The organism is Nonomuraea turcica (genome assembly GCF_030718205.1).
Lineage (GTDB): Bacteria > Actinomycetota > Actinomycetes > Streptosporangiales > Streptosporangiaceae > Nonomuraea.
This window is the reverse complement of sequence record NZ_JAUZQF010000012.1, coordinates 122,542-136,695: the sequence shown is the minus strand read 5'-3', so window position 1 is coordinate 136,695 and position 14,154 is coordinate 122,542. Positions and strand designations below refer to the sequence as shown.

13 protein-coding genes are annotated in these 14,154 nt (G+C 71.9%); 11 read left to right on the top strand and 2 right to left on the bottom strand.

Annotation, left to right across the window (positions count from 1 at the left end):
- Nucleotides 1-9: 9 nt before the first annotated feature.
- The gene (locus tag Q9G87_RS29985; RefSeq protein ID WP_305919854.1) at nt 10-1,338 is read right to left on the bottom strand and encodes an ATP-binding protein; all 1,329 of its coding nucleotides are present in this window, start codon (nt 1,336-1,338) and stop codon (nt 10-12) included.
- A 174-nt stretch (nt 1,339-1,512) separates the two neighbouring features.
- On the opposite strand from Q9G87_RS29985, the gene Q9G87_RS29980 reads away from it, so the two are divergent.
- The 11 genes from Q9G87_RS29980 to Q9G87_RS29930 all read left to right on the top strand — a co-directional run bounded on the left by Q9G87_RS29980 (nt 1,513) and on the right by Q9G87_RS29930 (nt 13,455).
- Nucleotides 1,513-2,322: a helix-turn-helix transcriptional regulator gene (locus tag Q9G87_RS29980; protein ID WP_305919853.1), complete on the top strand. Its 810-nt coding sequence runs from the start codon at nt 1,513-1,515 to the stop codon at nt 2,320-2,322.
- 165 nt (nt 2,323-2,487) lie between these two features.
- Nucleotides 2,488-5,481, top strand: a complete 2,994-nt coding sequence (locus tag Q9G87_RS29975) for a type I polyketide synthase (protein WP_305919852.1) — start codon at nt 2,488-2,490, stop codon at nt 5,479-5,481.
- Between the two features lie 141 nt (nt 5,482-5,622).
- Complete coding sequence (locus tag Q9G87_RS29970; RefSeq protein WP_305919851.1) at nt 5,623-6,558, top strand: hypothetical protein; 936 nt, start codon at nt 5,623-5,625, stop codon at nt 6,556-6,558.
- A gap of 201 nt (nt 6,559-6,759) precedes the next feature.
- Nucleotides 6,760-7,758, top strand: a complete 999-nt coding sequence (locus tag Q9G87_RS29965) for an alcohol dehydrogenase catalytic domain-containing protein (protein ID WP_305919850.1) — start codon at nt 6,760-6,762, stop codon at nt 7,756-7,758.
- A 13-nt stretch (nt 7,759-7,771) separates the two neighbouring features.
- Nucleotides 7,772-9,055, top strand: coding sequence for a ferritin-like domain-containing protein (locus tag Q9G87_RS29960; protein ID WP_305919849.1), 1,284 nt, complete (start codon nt 7,772-7,774; stop codon nt 9,053-9,055).
- Nucleotides 9,056-9,250: 195 nt separating this feature from the next.
- Nucleotides 9,251-9,826 carry a hypothetical protein gene (locus Q9G87_RS29955; protein WP_305919848.1) on the top strand — a complete coding sequence of 192 codons (576 nt, stop codon included), beginning with the start codon at nt 9,251-9,253 and terminating at the stop codon, nt 9,824-9,826.
- Complete coding sequence (locus Q9G87_RS29950; protein WP_305919847.1) at nt 9,823-10,932, top strand: NAD(P)-dependent alcohol dehydrogenase; 1,110 nt, start codon at nt 9,823-9,825, stop codon at nt 10,930-10,932. The genes Q9G87_RS29955 and Q9G87_RS29950 overlap by 4 nt, the downstream gene beginning before the upstream one ends.
- Nucleotides 10,933-10,950: 18 nt before the next feature.
- Nucleotides 10,951-11,946, top strand: coding sequence for an alpha/beta fold hydrolase (locus Q9G87_RS29945; RefSeq protein ID WP_305919846.1), 996 nt, complete (start codon nt 10,951-10,953; stop codon nt 11,944-11,946).
- Nucleotides 11,947-11,948: 2 nt separating this feature from the next.
- Nucleotides 11,949-12,251, top strand: a complete 303-nt coding sequence (locus Q9G87_RS29940; RefSeq protein ID WP_305919845.1) for a Nif11-like leader peptide family natural product precursor — start codon at nt 11,949-11,951, stop codon at nt 12,249-12,251.
- A complete protein-coding gene (locus tag Q9G87_RS29935; protein ID WP_305919844.1) occupies nt 12,248-12,568 on the top strand; it encodes a Nif11 family protein in 321 nt (106 codons plus the stop codon). The genes Q9G87_RS29940 and Q9G87_RS29935 overlap by 4 nt, the downstream gene beginning before the upstream one ends.
- Nucleotides 12,565-13,455: an alpha/beta fold hydrolase gene (locus tag Q9G87_RS29930; protein WP_305919843.1), complete on the top strand. Its 891-nt coding sequence runs from the start codon at nt 12,565-12,567 to the stop codon at nt 13,453-13,455. The genes Q9G87_RS29935 and Q9G87_RS29930 overlap by 4 nt, the downstream gene beginning before the upstream one ends.
- A 57-nt stretch (nt 13,456-13,512) precedes the next feature.
- Here the strand turns inward: Q9G87_RS29930 and Q9G87_RS29925 are convergent, their stop codons facing one another.
- Nucleotides 13,513-14,115 (bottom strand): SIMPL domain-containing protein, encoded by a 603-nt coding sequence (locus Q9G87_RS29925; RefSeq protein WP_305919842.1) that lies wholly within the window; start codon nt 14,113-14,115, stop codon nt 13,513-13,515.
- Nucleotides 14,116-14,154 lie beyond the last annotated feature (39 nt).

Here is a 14,154-nt window from a genome sequence, read left to right as displayed (position 1 = left end):
CGCCCGGCCTCAGGCGGCCGCCAGCGACATCGCGAGGGCGACGTCCCAGCCGGAGCCGGGTTCGCCTCCGTGGAAGCCGGCCGCCAGCAGCGTCGCCTCGCCCGCCCGGCCCGCCAGCAGCAGCGCGTCGATCAGGCACGCCGTCAGGTGCGGCCGCAGCCAGGGCGGGCCCACCTCCAGTCCCCCCGCGGTGAGGGCGAGCGCCCGCCGCAGGTGGAAGACCGCCTCGTCGGGGCGGGTCCGGAGGGTCGCCATGGCCTGCGCCGCGTGCACGAACAAGGCAGTCTCCCGGTCCGGGCGCTCGATCGCGCCGGCGTCCCCGGCGGACCTGCCGGTCAGCGCCAGGACCCACGCCCGGTAGGCGAGCAGGAGCGGCCGCGGCCTGGGCCCGGCGGCGACGGCGGCACGCAGCAGGAACTCGGCGGCGGCCGCCGGCCCGCCCGGCCCGCGGGTGAGGTTGACGGCACGGGCGAGCGCCAGGTGCGGCGTGCTCCGCACGACGCCGTCCGGCAGCGAGTCCAGGAACGCCATGCTGTCGCGCCCCCTGCCGCGCAGGAGCAGCAGGTGGGCCAGCGGCACGGAGACGGCGTGCCCCTCACCGCACCAGACCGCCGCCTTGCACAACTCGAAGGCCCGGTCGAAGGCCCGGGACGCCCACGCCTCCCGCGTCGCGTCCACCAGGCGCGGGGTGGCCGCGGCCGGATCCGGTGGAGGCGGCCACTCGGTGGCGCACTGGAACTCCCAACCGGCCGCGCCGCGGGTCAGGCGCTCGCTCAGCCCGCGCCCGACCAGGAACTCGCGCAGCAGGCCGGGATTGCCGCCGGTCGCCGCGTGCAGGGCATCGGCGGTGGCCTGCCGTACGTGCCCGCCGGCCAGCCCGCCCAGCAGTGCGCTCACCTCCTCTGCCGTGAGCGGGGGCACGTCGACGATGCACGCGCCCGGCTCGAACCGGAGGCAGTCCACCGGATCCGGGCGCCGCGCTGCGGGGCCCGACACCGTGGTGACCAGCACCCTGGCGTGCGGGCTTCGGCCGGCGGCCGCACGCAGCGCGAGCAGGCTCTCGTCATCGCTGTCCTGCGCGTCGTCCATGACCAGCAGCAACGGGCGATCCTGCGGGACCGCCCGCACGCGGGCGGCGATCTCGCCGGCGCCGTCGCGGGGGCCCAGCAGGACGATCTCGTAGCGGGCCGCCTCGCCTGATTCGAGCACGTGCTCGACCAGCCGGGTACGCCCGGCGCCCGGCTCACCGGTGACGATTAGGGGATCGCCGCCGGCGGCTCGAAGGACTGTCCGAATCATGGCGAGCTGTTCACGCCGCCCGACAAAATGCCAGTTCATGCCGTTAATCCTTAAGAAAGAAGTCCGGAATTCATCTTTTGGGTACAGTGCCGTAATGTCAACGCCAAATTGACGAAATCGGCCTCCCGTGACAATTAATCGTCAACACTCCTAGACTCAGGGGACAAACGGGCCGATCTGCTGGCGCAGCGGGGGCAATCCAGGGGGGCGCTTGTGTCAGGCGACATCTGGAGTCGTCAGGAGCTCGCGCGGTTCTTACGGAGCAGGCGAGCACGGGTGATGCCACGGAACGTGGGGCTCCCCGAGGGAGTGGGCCGCCGGACGAAGGGGCTGCGCCGTGAGGAGGTGGCGGTGCTCGCCGGCCTCAGCCCGACCTGGTACACCTACCTCGAGCAGGGCCGAGACATCAAACCCTCCATCCAGGTGCTCGACAGCCTGGCTCGGGTGCTCGACCTCACCGAGGACGAACGCCGTTACATCCACACGCTGGTGCACGGCCAGGTGACCAACCCGCAGCCGCTCGACGGGCAGCAATGGACGGGCGACGTGATGCGGCCGCTGATCAGCCTGATGGACGACAGCGAGTATCCGGTCTACGCCGCCGACATCCACTGCGACCTCACCGCCTGGAACGCCGCCGCCGCCGAATGGTACGACGACTGGGGCAAGTACGACCCCGAGCACCGCAACATGCTGCGCTGGCTGCTGGTCTCACCGAAGGCCAAGGAACGACTGCCCGACTGGGAGGACGTCACGAGTGACGTCATCGCCCGATGGCGCTCGGAGCTGGCCAGGTGGCCGCACGACGAGCGGCTGACGGCGAGGATCGCCGAGTTCAACCGGCTGAGCCCCCTGTTCGCCTCCCTGTGGCGCAGGCACGAGGTGCAGGAGCACCGCACCCTGACCCGCCGTTTCCGCCATCCCCGGCTGGGCCTGCGGACGCTGCGCATGGCCCTGATGGTGACCCCGGACGAGCCCTTGGTCGGGCTCGTCATCCATTTCCCGATGCCCGCGGCCGAATAGCGCCTTTCTCTGCCTGCGCATTCTCCTCCGCGTATTCCGTCATCTATAAATTGACATCCGCATAGCGTGACCCGGACCTTAGGTCATGTCATGAAGCCATTCGACGAGTGCGCCCGGGCGTCACCGAATTGTTCGATGACGAGGGCGCGGACGGGGACGGGACTCATGCACGTGAATCGCGAGCGAGATCCCATAGCGATCGTGGGCGCCGCCTGCCGGCTGCCGGGCGCGGAGAGCCCGGCGGACCTCTGGCAGATCGTCAGCGGTGGCCGGGACGTGGTCGGCACGATCCCCCAGGACAGGTTCGACCTCGACGCGACCTCCGGCCGGCGGCCCGAGGTCCTGGAGGGTGCGGGCGGCTACCTGGACGACATCGCGGGGTTCGACTCCCGCTTCTTCGGCGTCACGCCGTTCGAGGCCCTGCGGATGGACCCGCAGCAGCGCATCCTCCTCGAGGTCACCTGGGAGGCGCTGGACGACGCGGGCCTCCCGGCCGAGAGCCTGGCCGGGAGCGCCACGGGCGTCTACACGAGCCTGCTGCCCTCGGGCTACTGGGACCTCCTGCGCAGCGCGGGGATGTACGACATGCACGCCGCGCTCGGAGCCGCCGTCAGCGGCATCTTCCCCGGGCGCATCTCCACCAAGCTCGACCTGCGCGGCCCCAGCATGGGAGTGGAGGCCGCGTGCGCGACGTCGTTGATGGCGGTGCACGTGGCCTGCCGGGCGCTGTGGTCGGGCGAGATCGACCTGGCCATCGTGGGCGGCGCCAACCTGCAGATCGTGCCGGACCTTTATTTCTCGCTCGGCGACGCCGGGGTGCTGTCCAGCTCGGGGCAGTGCCGGTTCGGCGACGTGTCGGGCGACGGGTACGTACGCAGCGAGGGCGTGCTGGCCGTGATCCTCAAGCCGCTGTCGCGCGCTCTGGCCGACGGCGACCGCCCGTACGCGGTGATCCTGGGCAGCGCCGCCACCCATGACGGCCGCACCGGCGGCTCGATGGTCGCCCCGGGGCTGGAGGGCCACGAGACGATGCTACGCAGCGCGTACGCCGACGCCGGAATCTCTCCCGGCGACATCGACTACGTCGAGGCGCACGGGCCCGGCACCCATGTGGGCGACCCGACCGAGCTGGCCGCCCTGGACGTGGTCATGCGGGAGGGCCGCGATCCCGGGCAGCGCTGCCTGGTGGGGTCGGTCAAGTCCAACATCGGTCACACCGAGTTCGTGTCGGGGCTGGCGGGGCTGCTCAAGACGGCCCTGGCGCTCCGGCACCGCACCATACCGCCGACCCTGCACGTGGAGGAGCCGCACGCCGTCGTGCGGCAGCCGGCCGCGGCCGTCGAGCTCGCGCTGCGCGGGCGGGACTGGCCGGAGCGGGACAGACCGGCCCTGGCGGGCGTCAGCTCCTTCGGCATGTCGGGCGCCAACATCCACCTCGTGCTCTCCGAGGCGCCCGGGCCGGCGCACCCGGCGAGCACGCCGGCCCGGCCGCACTACGTCCTGCCGCTGTCGGCGCGGGACCCGCAGGCGCTCGACGCGCTCGCCGGCGCCTACGCCGACCTGCTCGAGGCCGGACTCGACATCGGGGACGTGTGCTTCAGCGCGGGCGCCAGGCGTACGCACCACGAGTACCGGCTGGCCGCGGTCGGCGAGGACGAGCGCTCCCTGGCCGCCTGCCTGCGCGAGCTCCGCGCGAGCGCGCGGAGCTCGCGGGACGGCGGGGGCTCTCCGATCGTGAGCGAGCCGGGCGACGGGCGGTCCGGGCTCGTCAGCGGGCACCGCGTCACCAGGGAGCCGAAGGTCGTGTTCGTGTTCCCCGGCCAGGGCGGCCAGTGGGCCGGCATGGGCCGGCAACTGCTCGCCGCCGAGCCCGTCTTCGCCCGGCGGCTGCGAGAGTGCGCCGACGCGGTGGAGGCGGAGCTCGGCTGGTCGCCCGTGGACGTCCTGGAGCGCGGGGAGCGGCTGGCGCGCGTGGACCAGATCCAGCCCACGCTGTGGGCGATGCAGGTGGCGCTGGCCGCCGTCTGGCGGGACTGGGGCATCGACCCCGACCTGCTCATCGGCCACAGCATGGGCGAGATCGCCGCGGCCGTCACCGCGGGGGCCCTCAGCGTGGCCGACGGCGCCGCCGTCGTGGCCAGGCGCAGCCGGCTGCTGCGCGAGCTGCCCACCGCGGGCGCCATGTGGGCGGTGGGGCTCGGGGAGGAGGCGGCCCGCGAGGCCATCGGCGAGCACGCCGGCCGGGTGTGCGTGGGGGTGGTCAACAGCGGCCACGCCACGGTGCTGTCCGGCGACCCCGCCGCGCTGGAGCTCGTGGTCGAGCCGCTGCGCAGCCGCGGCGTGTTCTGCCGCCAGGTGGATGTGGACTACGCCTCACACGCGCCGCAGGTGGAGCCGGTGCGCGAGGCGCTGCTGGACGCGCTGTCCGGCATCCGGCCGTCCCCCTGCGCCGTGCCCATCCACTCCAGCGCGTGGGACCGGGTGATCGACGGCACGGAGCTGGACGCCGGCTACTGGTTCGAGAACCTGCGGCTGCCGGTCCGATTCGCCGACGCCGCCCGGGCCGCGCTCGCCGACGACCGTCCCACGGTGTTCATCGAGATGAGCCCGCACCCGGTGCTGCAGTCCTCCCTGGAGGACGAGGCCGAGGCGGCCGGCGCGGCCGCCGCCGTCGTGTCCTGCCTGCGGCGCGACGATCAGGAGGCGGCCGCTCTGGCGACCGCGCTCGGCCGGGCGTACGTGCTGGGCTGCCGCCCCCGCTGGGAGCGCGTCTACCCCGGCGGCGGGTATGTCCGTCTGCCCCACTACCCCTGGCAGCGGCGGCGCTTCTGGCCCGGCTCGGCCACGACCGCGCTCCCGCCCGAGACCGCCCGCGAGCCCGGCCCCGGGCGGGCGGAGCGCCCTGACCTGGCCGGTATGCCGGACTCCGAGCTGGCCGCGCTGGTCGCCGGCCTCGCGGCGCAGGTCCTGGCGTTGCCCGGGCACGAGATCGGCGTCGACGTGCCACTCACGCTGCTCGGGCTGGACTCCGTGCTGGCCACCAGGTTCCGCGAGCGGATGCGGCGGGAGCTGGGCGTGGACGTGCCGGTCCGCCTCCTCCTCGGCCCCGGCACGCTGATCGACCTCACCACCGAATTACGCACGGCCGCGATGCGCTGATCGGCGCGTTCGGAAAACGATATTCGCAAACGAGGCTCCGCCATCCGCGGAGCCTCGTTTCGCTCATCTGAAGGTGGTATTCCGACTACTAGCACTAACCGATTCTGGGGTTTTCTTGTCAAGAGCCGGAGGATACGTGGCATGGTGACAGCCGTGGTGCAAGCTCTGGCCGGCACCGCGCTCGTGGTGGTGGTGTGGCTGAGCGTGGTGCTGACCGTGTTCACCCCCCGGGGCAGGCCGACCCGGCTCGTCCGCTGCGCCCTGCGGACGTTCGCCGGCCCCCTTCTCGCGGTGGGCGGCCGGCTCCCGGCCGCATTCCGCGAGCCGCTGCTCGACCTGTGCGGGCCCATGGCTGTCCTCAGTGTGGCCGGGATCTGGCTCGGGGTGTCGTCCGCCGGTTTCGCGCTGCTGGACGGGACGCCGCTGCACGCGGCCGAGTGGACCTCCAGGCTCTTGCTGGTGGCGGCCATCACGACCTACCTGGTGGGCTTCGCCGCCGCCTATGGCCGCCGGGAGCGGCTCGTCGCCAGGCTGGCGGGCAGCGTGTGCAACCCGCGTGACGCCGAGACGCTGCTCGCTGTCTACCTCAAGACCGGCTCGCGCGACCATCTCGACACCCTCTTCGCCGAGTGGACGGGGTGGATGACCGAGGTGGAGCATTCCCACCTGGCCCACCCGGCGCTCACCTTCCGCCGCCCCGCGGGGGACCTGGACTGGCTCAAGGCAGCGGTCATCGTCCTGGACGTGGCCGCGCTCACCGAGGCGCTCGCGCCGAGCTGGGCCCCCGCGCACACCAAGGCCCTGCTCATGACGGGGACGCGCTGCATGCGCCGGCTGGCCGCGGGAATGTGCATCAGGCTGCCGCCCATCCCGGTGAGCCTGCAGGGGCGGGAGGAGCGCAACTTCTCCGACACGCTGCTGCTGGCGGGCGAGGCGGGGCTGCCGGCCGAGCGCGACCCGGCGGAGGCGTGGACGGTCTTCCAGGACCTCCGCACCGGGTACGCGCCCGCCGCCTACGCCATGGAGACCCGGCTGCGTTACGACCGGCCCGACGACCCGGACGACCTCGGCGACTGACGCTCACGGCGCCCGGCTCTTTGACGGCGATTGTCCCGGCCGCGCGGGAAATCGTTATTCCGGGGCCGCGGAATACCGCGGGGAGGCGTTCGGCCGAGAAAGTCAGGACTCGATCTGACAAAGCGTTAAGTCGGGGTGCCACGGGCGTGTTCCCGATATTTATCGTGGGCCTTCTCACCTGTCCGCGCGAAGGAGGAAACCATGCGCGCAGCAGTCATCACCGCACTCAATTCGGCATGGGAATTCAAGGACGTGGCCGACCCTGAGCCCGGGCCCGGCCAGGTCGTCGTACGCATCCACGCCTGCGGCATGTGCTTCAGCGACGTGCTGGTTCACCGCGGCCACTGGCCCGTCAGCCTGCCGATCGTGCCCGGGCACGAGCCGGTCGGCGAGGTCGTGGCCCTCGGGCCCGGCACCACCACGCTCCGGGTGGGCGACCGGGTGGGCGTGTCGTGGCTGCAGCGCGGCGAGGGCCGCTGCGTCCACTGCCAGCGCTGGCACCCGGTGGCCTGCGAGCACTACCAGACCTGGATGGACCTCGGCGGCGGCTACGCCGACCTGATGCTGGCCTGGGAGTCCGGGTGCACGCTGCTGCCCGAGGGCCTGGACTACACCGACGCGGCCGTGGCCTTCTGCGCCGGGTTCACCTCGATGAGCGGCCTGCGCAACGCCGCGCCCCAGCCGGGCGAGCGCGTCTGCGTGCTCGGCGTCGGCGGGCTCGGGCACATGGCGGTGCAGCTGGCCGCCGCGATCGGCCTGGAGACGGTGGTGCTGACCACCTCGCCCGACAAGGCCGAGTACGCCAGGGAGCTGGGCGCGACGGAGGGCATCGTCGTGGGCGACGACCCCGGCAAGGCGCTGACCGACGCAGGCGGCGCCGACATCATCCTGGCCACGACCACCTCCGCCGACCTGGTCGCCCGCGTGCTGTCCGGCCTGCGCTACGGCGGCCGGCTGGTCACGATGGGCGTCACGGGACCGCTCAAGATCGACGACATGGCGACGCTGCTGTTCAAGCAGTGCTCCATCAAGGGCAGCACGCACAACAACCGCTCCGACCTGGTCGAGGTGCTCTCCCTCATGGCCGCGGGCAAGGTCACGCCTCGTGTGGAGACCTATCCGTTCGCCGAGATCAACGAGGTGCTCAAGCGCGTGGAGGCCGGCCAGGTGCGCTACCGCGCCGTGCTTCAGCCGAACTGAGGAGGTTTCCCGCATGTCCGAGCCCCCGATCGTCGTGGCGAACCGGGAGCACCTGTGGTGGCTGCTCAACGAGGCCTCACAGCTGGAACACATGATCCTTTGCCAGTACCTCTTCGCCGAGGCCAGCCTCAAGAGCGGGACGGAGGAGGGCCTGACGGCGGAGCAGGCGGACGCGGTCGCCGGCTGGCGCAAGGTCCTCAGCTCCATCGCGGTCGAGGAGATGCTGCACCTGGCGCTGGTGTCCAACCTGCTGGCCGCCATCGGCGCGGCGCCCACCTTCGGCCGCCCCAACTTCCCGCAACGCTCGGGATACTTCCCGTCCGGCATCCAGCTCGACCTCCTGCCGTTCGGCGAGCAGGCCCTGCGTCATTTCCTGTACCTGGAGCGCCCTGAGGGCATGCAGTTGCAGGACGCCGAGGAGTTCGAGCCGGTCCCGCCCACCCGGGCCCGGCTCGACCCCGCCGAGCTCATGCCCCGGGGCCAGGAGTACGAGACGATCGGCCACCTGTACCGCGGGCTGGAGGAGGGGCTGCGCGCCCTGTGCGACCAGCTCGGGGAGAACGCGGTGTTCGTGGGGTCCGCGCGCGCCCAGGCCACCCCGGAGCTCTTCCGCTGGCCCCAGCTCATCGCCGTCACGGATCTGAAGTCCGCGCTCGCCGCGATCGAGGTGATCATCGAGCAGGGCGAGGGTGCGCGCGGCGACTGGCAGGAGGCCCACTACGGGCGCTTCCTGGCGATGTGGCGGCAGTACCGTGAGCTGCGCGAGCGGGATCCGGGCTTCGAGCCGGCGCGGCCGGCGCTGGCCGGCTACCTGCGGCAGCCGTACAACATCGCCGAGCCCCAGCCCCTGATCACCGATCCCGACGCCCGCCGGACGGCCGAGCTGGCGGCGGTGGCCTACGAGCTGGTCCTGCACATCCTGACCCGCTTCTTCACCCACACCGACGAGAGCGAGGAGCAGCTCGGCCTGCTCGTCGGAACGTCGATCAGCCTGATGGCCGGCGTGCTGCGCCCCCTGGCGTCCGCCATGGCGACGCTGCCCATCGGCCCTGAGCACCCTGGCCGCACGGCGGGGTTCGCGTTCGAGATGTATTACGCCATGAGCAACTACGTGCCCTGGCGCGAGCCGTCGTGGGCGCTGCTGCACGAGCGGATGCGGATGCTCGAGGAGCGCTGCCGCGCCGCCGCGCGGGCCGGAGGGCCGGTGGCGGAGCTCGCCGCGGCGGCCGGCACACGGGTGGCGGAGCTGGCCGATCAGGTGGGCGCGCACGTGCCGCCGGGCCTGCGGCCGGCGTAGAACTGCACGCATTACCTCGCGCGGCCCGGCCGACTTGCCAATGTACGCGCCGCCTCTTTGACGCGGGCCGGGCCGCCGGAAAGAGAATCGATTATGCGAGGTGTCATGGATATCAGCGCCGATTTCACGGTCGGAGAGATTGCCGGCAGATGGCGCAGCCAGGAAGCCGCCGAAGTATTCCCGGGAATATTCGGCGTGGACGATTTCTGGCTGCACAGTCCTTTCTGGGCGATTCATTTCAACGCGTACAAGGACCCCGGCTGCGACGGCCGGCTCTTCGAGCTCATCATCATGGGCATGTTCGAGTTGCTCGGCCCGAGCCCGAACACGCCCGAGGCGCGGGATGCGGACTTCTCCCGGGTGAAGGTCCGCCTGCGCCTGTTCGACAGCGGTCTGGTGGCCCGCGCCGACGAGATCAAGGCCGGCGACGGCACCTGGCGGCCGGGCGAGTGGCAGGACGTCTCCCACGGCGGCTGCTCCATCATCGACCTGCCCGGCGTGGACGAGTGCCCGCTCGAGTACGACCTTCTCGGCCTGGCCCGCTCGGGTGCCGGGAACGGCGACGGCGACCGGCTCTACTTCGGTCAGCGCCACCACGACGAGCTCGGCTCGATCTGGACCCGCCGCGCCCCCGGCCTGCTGGACTACTCCGTCGTCCGCGTGGTCGGCGAGCCGCCCCAGGTCGGGCACGGCGCGGAGTGGGGGCCGGGAGAGTGGACCCGCGTCACGAGCACGTACACCCTCACCCCCGACGATCGGAGACACTCGTGACCATCACGCAAGCGGCAGTCGTCGAGTCGCCAGGAGCGCCCTTCACCGTGCGGGACGTCGAGCTGGACGCCCCGCGCCCCGGTGAGGTCCTGGTCCGGATGAAGGCGGCCGGCATCTGCCACACAGACCTCACCGTCGCCGCAGGACATATCCCGTTCCCGCTGCCCGGAGTGCTCGGGCACGAGGGGGCGGGGGTCGTCGAGGAGACCGGCCCCGGCGTGACCAAGGTCCAGCCGGGCGACCACGTGGTGCTCACCTTCACCTCCTGCGGGGGCTGCCCCTCCTGCCGGACCGGCCACCCGGCCTACTGCACCACCTGGATCCCGCAGAACCTCATCGGCGGCAAGCGCCGCGACGGCAGCTCGCCGATCAGCAGGGACGGCGCTGCGCTCGGCGGCCGGTTCTTCGGCCAGTCGTCGTTCTCCCGGCACTCCATCGCCGACGAGCGCAGCGTGGTCAAGGTCGACCCGGACCTGCCGTTCGAGCTGCTGGCCCCGCTGGCCTGCAGCGTGCAGACCGGCTGCGGCGCGGTGTGGAACACTCTGCGCCCGGAGCCCGGCACGTCGATCGCGGTGATCGGCACGGGCGCGGTGGGCCTGGCGGCCATCATGGGCGCGGCGCTCACCCCGGTGAGTGAGATCATCGCCGTGGGCCGCCGCCCGGCGCAGCTCGAGCTGGCCGCCAAGATCGGCGCCACCCACACCATCGACGCCTCCGGCCTGGACGTGGCCGCCGAGCTGCGCAAAGTCACCGGCGGCGCGGGCGTGGACTACGTGGTCGAGGCGGTCGGCAACCCCGAGGTGCTGCGCGCGGGCATCGACGCCCTCGCGCCGCGCGGCGCCGTCGCCGTCGTGGGCGCTCCCCCGTACGGGGTGGAGGTCTCCATCGACGTGCACCGGCTGCTGCCCGGCCGCCGCGTGCTGGGCGTGTGCGAGGGCGACAGCGACCCGGACCGGCTGGTCCCGCTGCTGGCCCGGCTGATCCGGGGCGGCCGGCTGCCCGTGCAGCCGCTCATCAAGGAGTACGACTTCGCCGACATCCAGACGGCGGCGGAGGACTTCAGGTCCGGCAAGAACATCAAGACCATTCTGCGGTTCGACGCGTGACGACGTTTGGAGCCAGTGATGAACACCTTCGATCTCGGCGACTTCCGCCTCGCCTCCGGCGCCACGCTCCCAGGCGCCCGGCTCGCCTACCAGACCTTTGGTGAGCTCAACCCGGCCAAGGACAACGTGGTCGTCTTCCCGACCATCCTCGGCGCCCCCGCCGAGGTGCTCAACGGCTGGATCGGCGAGAACCGGGCGCTGGACCCCCGCGACTACTTCATCGTGCTGCCCGGCCACTTCGGCCTCCCGCCGTCCTCCGCGCCGAGCAACACCCCGGCGCGTCCCTTCCCCGCCGTCTCCGTCGCCGACGACGTCATCGCCCAGCAGCGCCTGCTCGAGGAGGTGTTCGGGGTGCGCGAGATCCGGCTGGCGCTCGGCTGGTCGATCGGCGCCATCCAGGTGTACGAGTGGGCGCTGCGCTTCGGCGACCTCGTACGGAGCATCGCCCCCATCGCCGGGGCCCCGACCCCGCCGCCGTGGACCAAGCTCTGGCTGAAGACAGTCGTGGAGGAGCCCATCACCGCGGACGCGAACTACAACGACGGCGCCTACGAGGACGCGGCGAGCGTGCGCGGCGGTCTGGCCCGCGTGGCCCACGCCAGCGCGCTCACCGCCCCGCCGCGTACGTTCTACTACGACAGCACCGAGGTGTGGCGCAACCTCGGCTTCGACAGCGTGGACGCGTTCGTCACGGGCTTCTGGGAGGGCTTCTGGCTGCCGCAGGACCCCAACGACGTGGTCACCCAGGCCCGCAAGGCGTACGCGGCCTGGCCGGGCGCCGAGGGCGAATCGCTCCGTGAGGCCTTGGGCCGGATCACGGCCAAGACCACGATCGCCGCGTTCACCGGCGACGCGCTGTTCCCGCCGGACGAGCTCAGGGAGTACGCCGGGTGGATCCCCGGCGCGACCTTCCGGCAGATCGACAGCGTCTTCGGCCACCTGGCCACGTTCGGGCTGGCCGAGCCCGACGTGAAGGCCATCGACGACGTGATCAGGAACGCGCTGGAGCGCTAGTCGTGTCCGAGACGGAGTTCGTCAGATTCCTGGAGTCGGCCCGGTCGGATCCCGGCCTGCTGGCCCGCTATTCCCCCATGGACCTGCCCCAGGTCCTCTTCCACGCCCGCAACGAGGGGTTCGCCTTCACCCAGGCCGACGCCGAGCGGGTCATCGGCCGGCTGGAGGCCGGCGTCATCGTCGACAAGGACAAGGAGCCGTTCGACGGCGGCAGCACCCTGTGGCGGCACATGTGGGGCACCCGCTACCTGGACTATCTGGTCCACCACGTGGTGGCGCGGTTCACCGACGAGGAGCTGTCGTGAGTGAAGCCAATCTCATCGACTTCCTGCGCGGCCTGGCCGAGCGGCCCGACCAGTGCGATCTGCTCAAGGACAAGTCCAAGGACGAGGTCATCGCGGCGGCGGCCGCGGCCGGGCTGCCGTTCACCGCGGCGGAGTTCGACGCGCTGATCTGGGAGCTGGAGGAGCGGCTGGCGCGCGAGCGCGGCGAGGAGTTCAACGAGCGGTTCCCGCTCTGGGACCTGCTGTGGGGCCGCTACTACCTGGAGTTCCTCGTCTTCGACCTCATGCCGAGCCTGGACGAGACCGGCCTCCTGGCCGGATTGGAGCACAAGCCATGATGCGAAACGCCCTGTACATCGGGCGCGAGTGGAACGTCGAGCATGACCGGCGGGCGCAGGTGAGCGACGCCGAGCTCAGGTACGCCGTGCTGGGCGAGGGCGAGCCCGTGCTGTGCATCCACGGCACCAGCATCGCCGACAGCCTCATCACGCCCATGCGGTTCCACCCGCCGCTGCTGAACGACTATCAGCTCATCAGCTACTACCGCGCCGGCTACAACGGCAGCACGCTGGACAAGCCCGAGCTGAGCATCGAGGGCGGCGCCCAGCACGCCCGCGAACTGCTCGATCACCTGGGCATCGAGAAGGCGCACATCATGGCCTTCTCCTTCGGCGGGGTGATCGCCTTCCAGTTCCTGCTGTCCTACCCCGAGCGGGCGCACAGCGCGATCCTGCTGGAGCCGTACCTGCCGCGCGAGGAGCCGGACGCGATCACCGCCAACGTCGACGCCTTCATGAGCGCGATGAAGCTGTACGAGACGGGCGACAAGCTGGGCGCGGCCCAGCTGTACATGGAGGCGGTGTGCGGGCCGAGCTTCCTGCCCGCCGTCGAGATGACGGGGCCGCTCGACGTGTGGGACCGCGTCGAGCAGTGCGTCGACACGACGTTCACCGTCGACTTCCCGGCGATCTCGCAGTGGGGCTTCAAGCCGTCGGAGGCCGACCGGCTGGTCACGCGGAAGCCGGACATGCCGGTGCTCGCGGCGATGGGCCTGGACAGCGAGTCCGTGATGCCCGGGTTCCGCGAGACGCAGCGGTTCCTCATGAACTGGCTGCCGCAGGCCGAGCGGGCCGGCATCCCCAACGCCACGCACGGGATGCAGAGCATGAACCCGGTGGCCGTGGGCGAGGCCGCCCACGCGTTCCTCAAGCGCCACCCCATGTGAGGTGACACACCCACCCGTGCCCCGTCCGGCGTCCCGCCGGGCGGGGCTCGGCGTCTCCTAGGCGAAGTCGTAGCCGACTTCGACGGTGACCGTGAGGGTCTGGCGGCCGGGGCTGATCGAGGCGCTGGTGTCGGCTGCCGCAGCGGCCAGGGTCATCAGCGGCTGGGGGCCGCCCTTGACGTCCTCGCTCACCGACACGACCCGGCCCAGCGGGCGGCCGGCCAGCTCTGCGTATTGCGTGGCCTTGGCGGCGGCGTCGCGGAACGCTCTGGTCCTGGCCTCCCGCAGCACGTCGGCGGGGCTCGACAGCTCGAAGGCCACGCCGTTGAGCCTGGCCTCCTCGCCGACCCCGGCCACCGTGTCGATGACGCGATCGGCCCGGGTCAGGTCGCGCACCACGACCTCCACGCCTTGAGCCGCGCGGTAGGCGGCCACCTTCGGGTAGGTCTCGTATTCCGGTCCCAGCGACAGCTCGACCGTCCGTACGTCCTCCGCGGCGATCCCCGCCTGGCGCAGCGCGTCCGCGAGGCGGGCGGCGGCGGCGCGGACGGCGGTGAAGGAATCCGCGGCGGACGCCCTGCGCACCTCGACGCCCGCGTGCAGGCGCAGGATGTCGGGCGCGGCCAGGACGGCGCCCTCGCCGATGACGGTGATGTCCACGCCAACCCCCTTGGATGGGTTCCGCCCTTGATCTTAGGA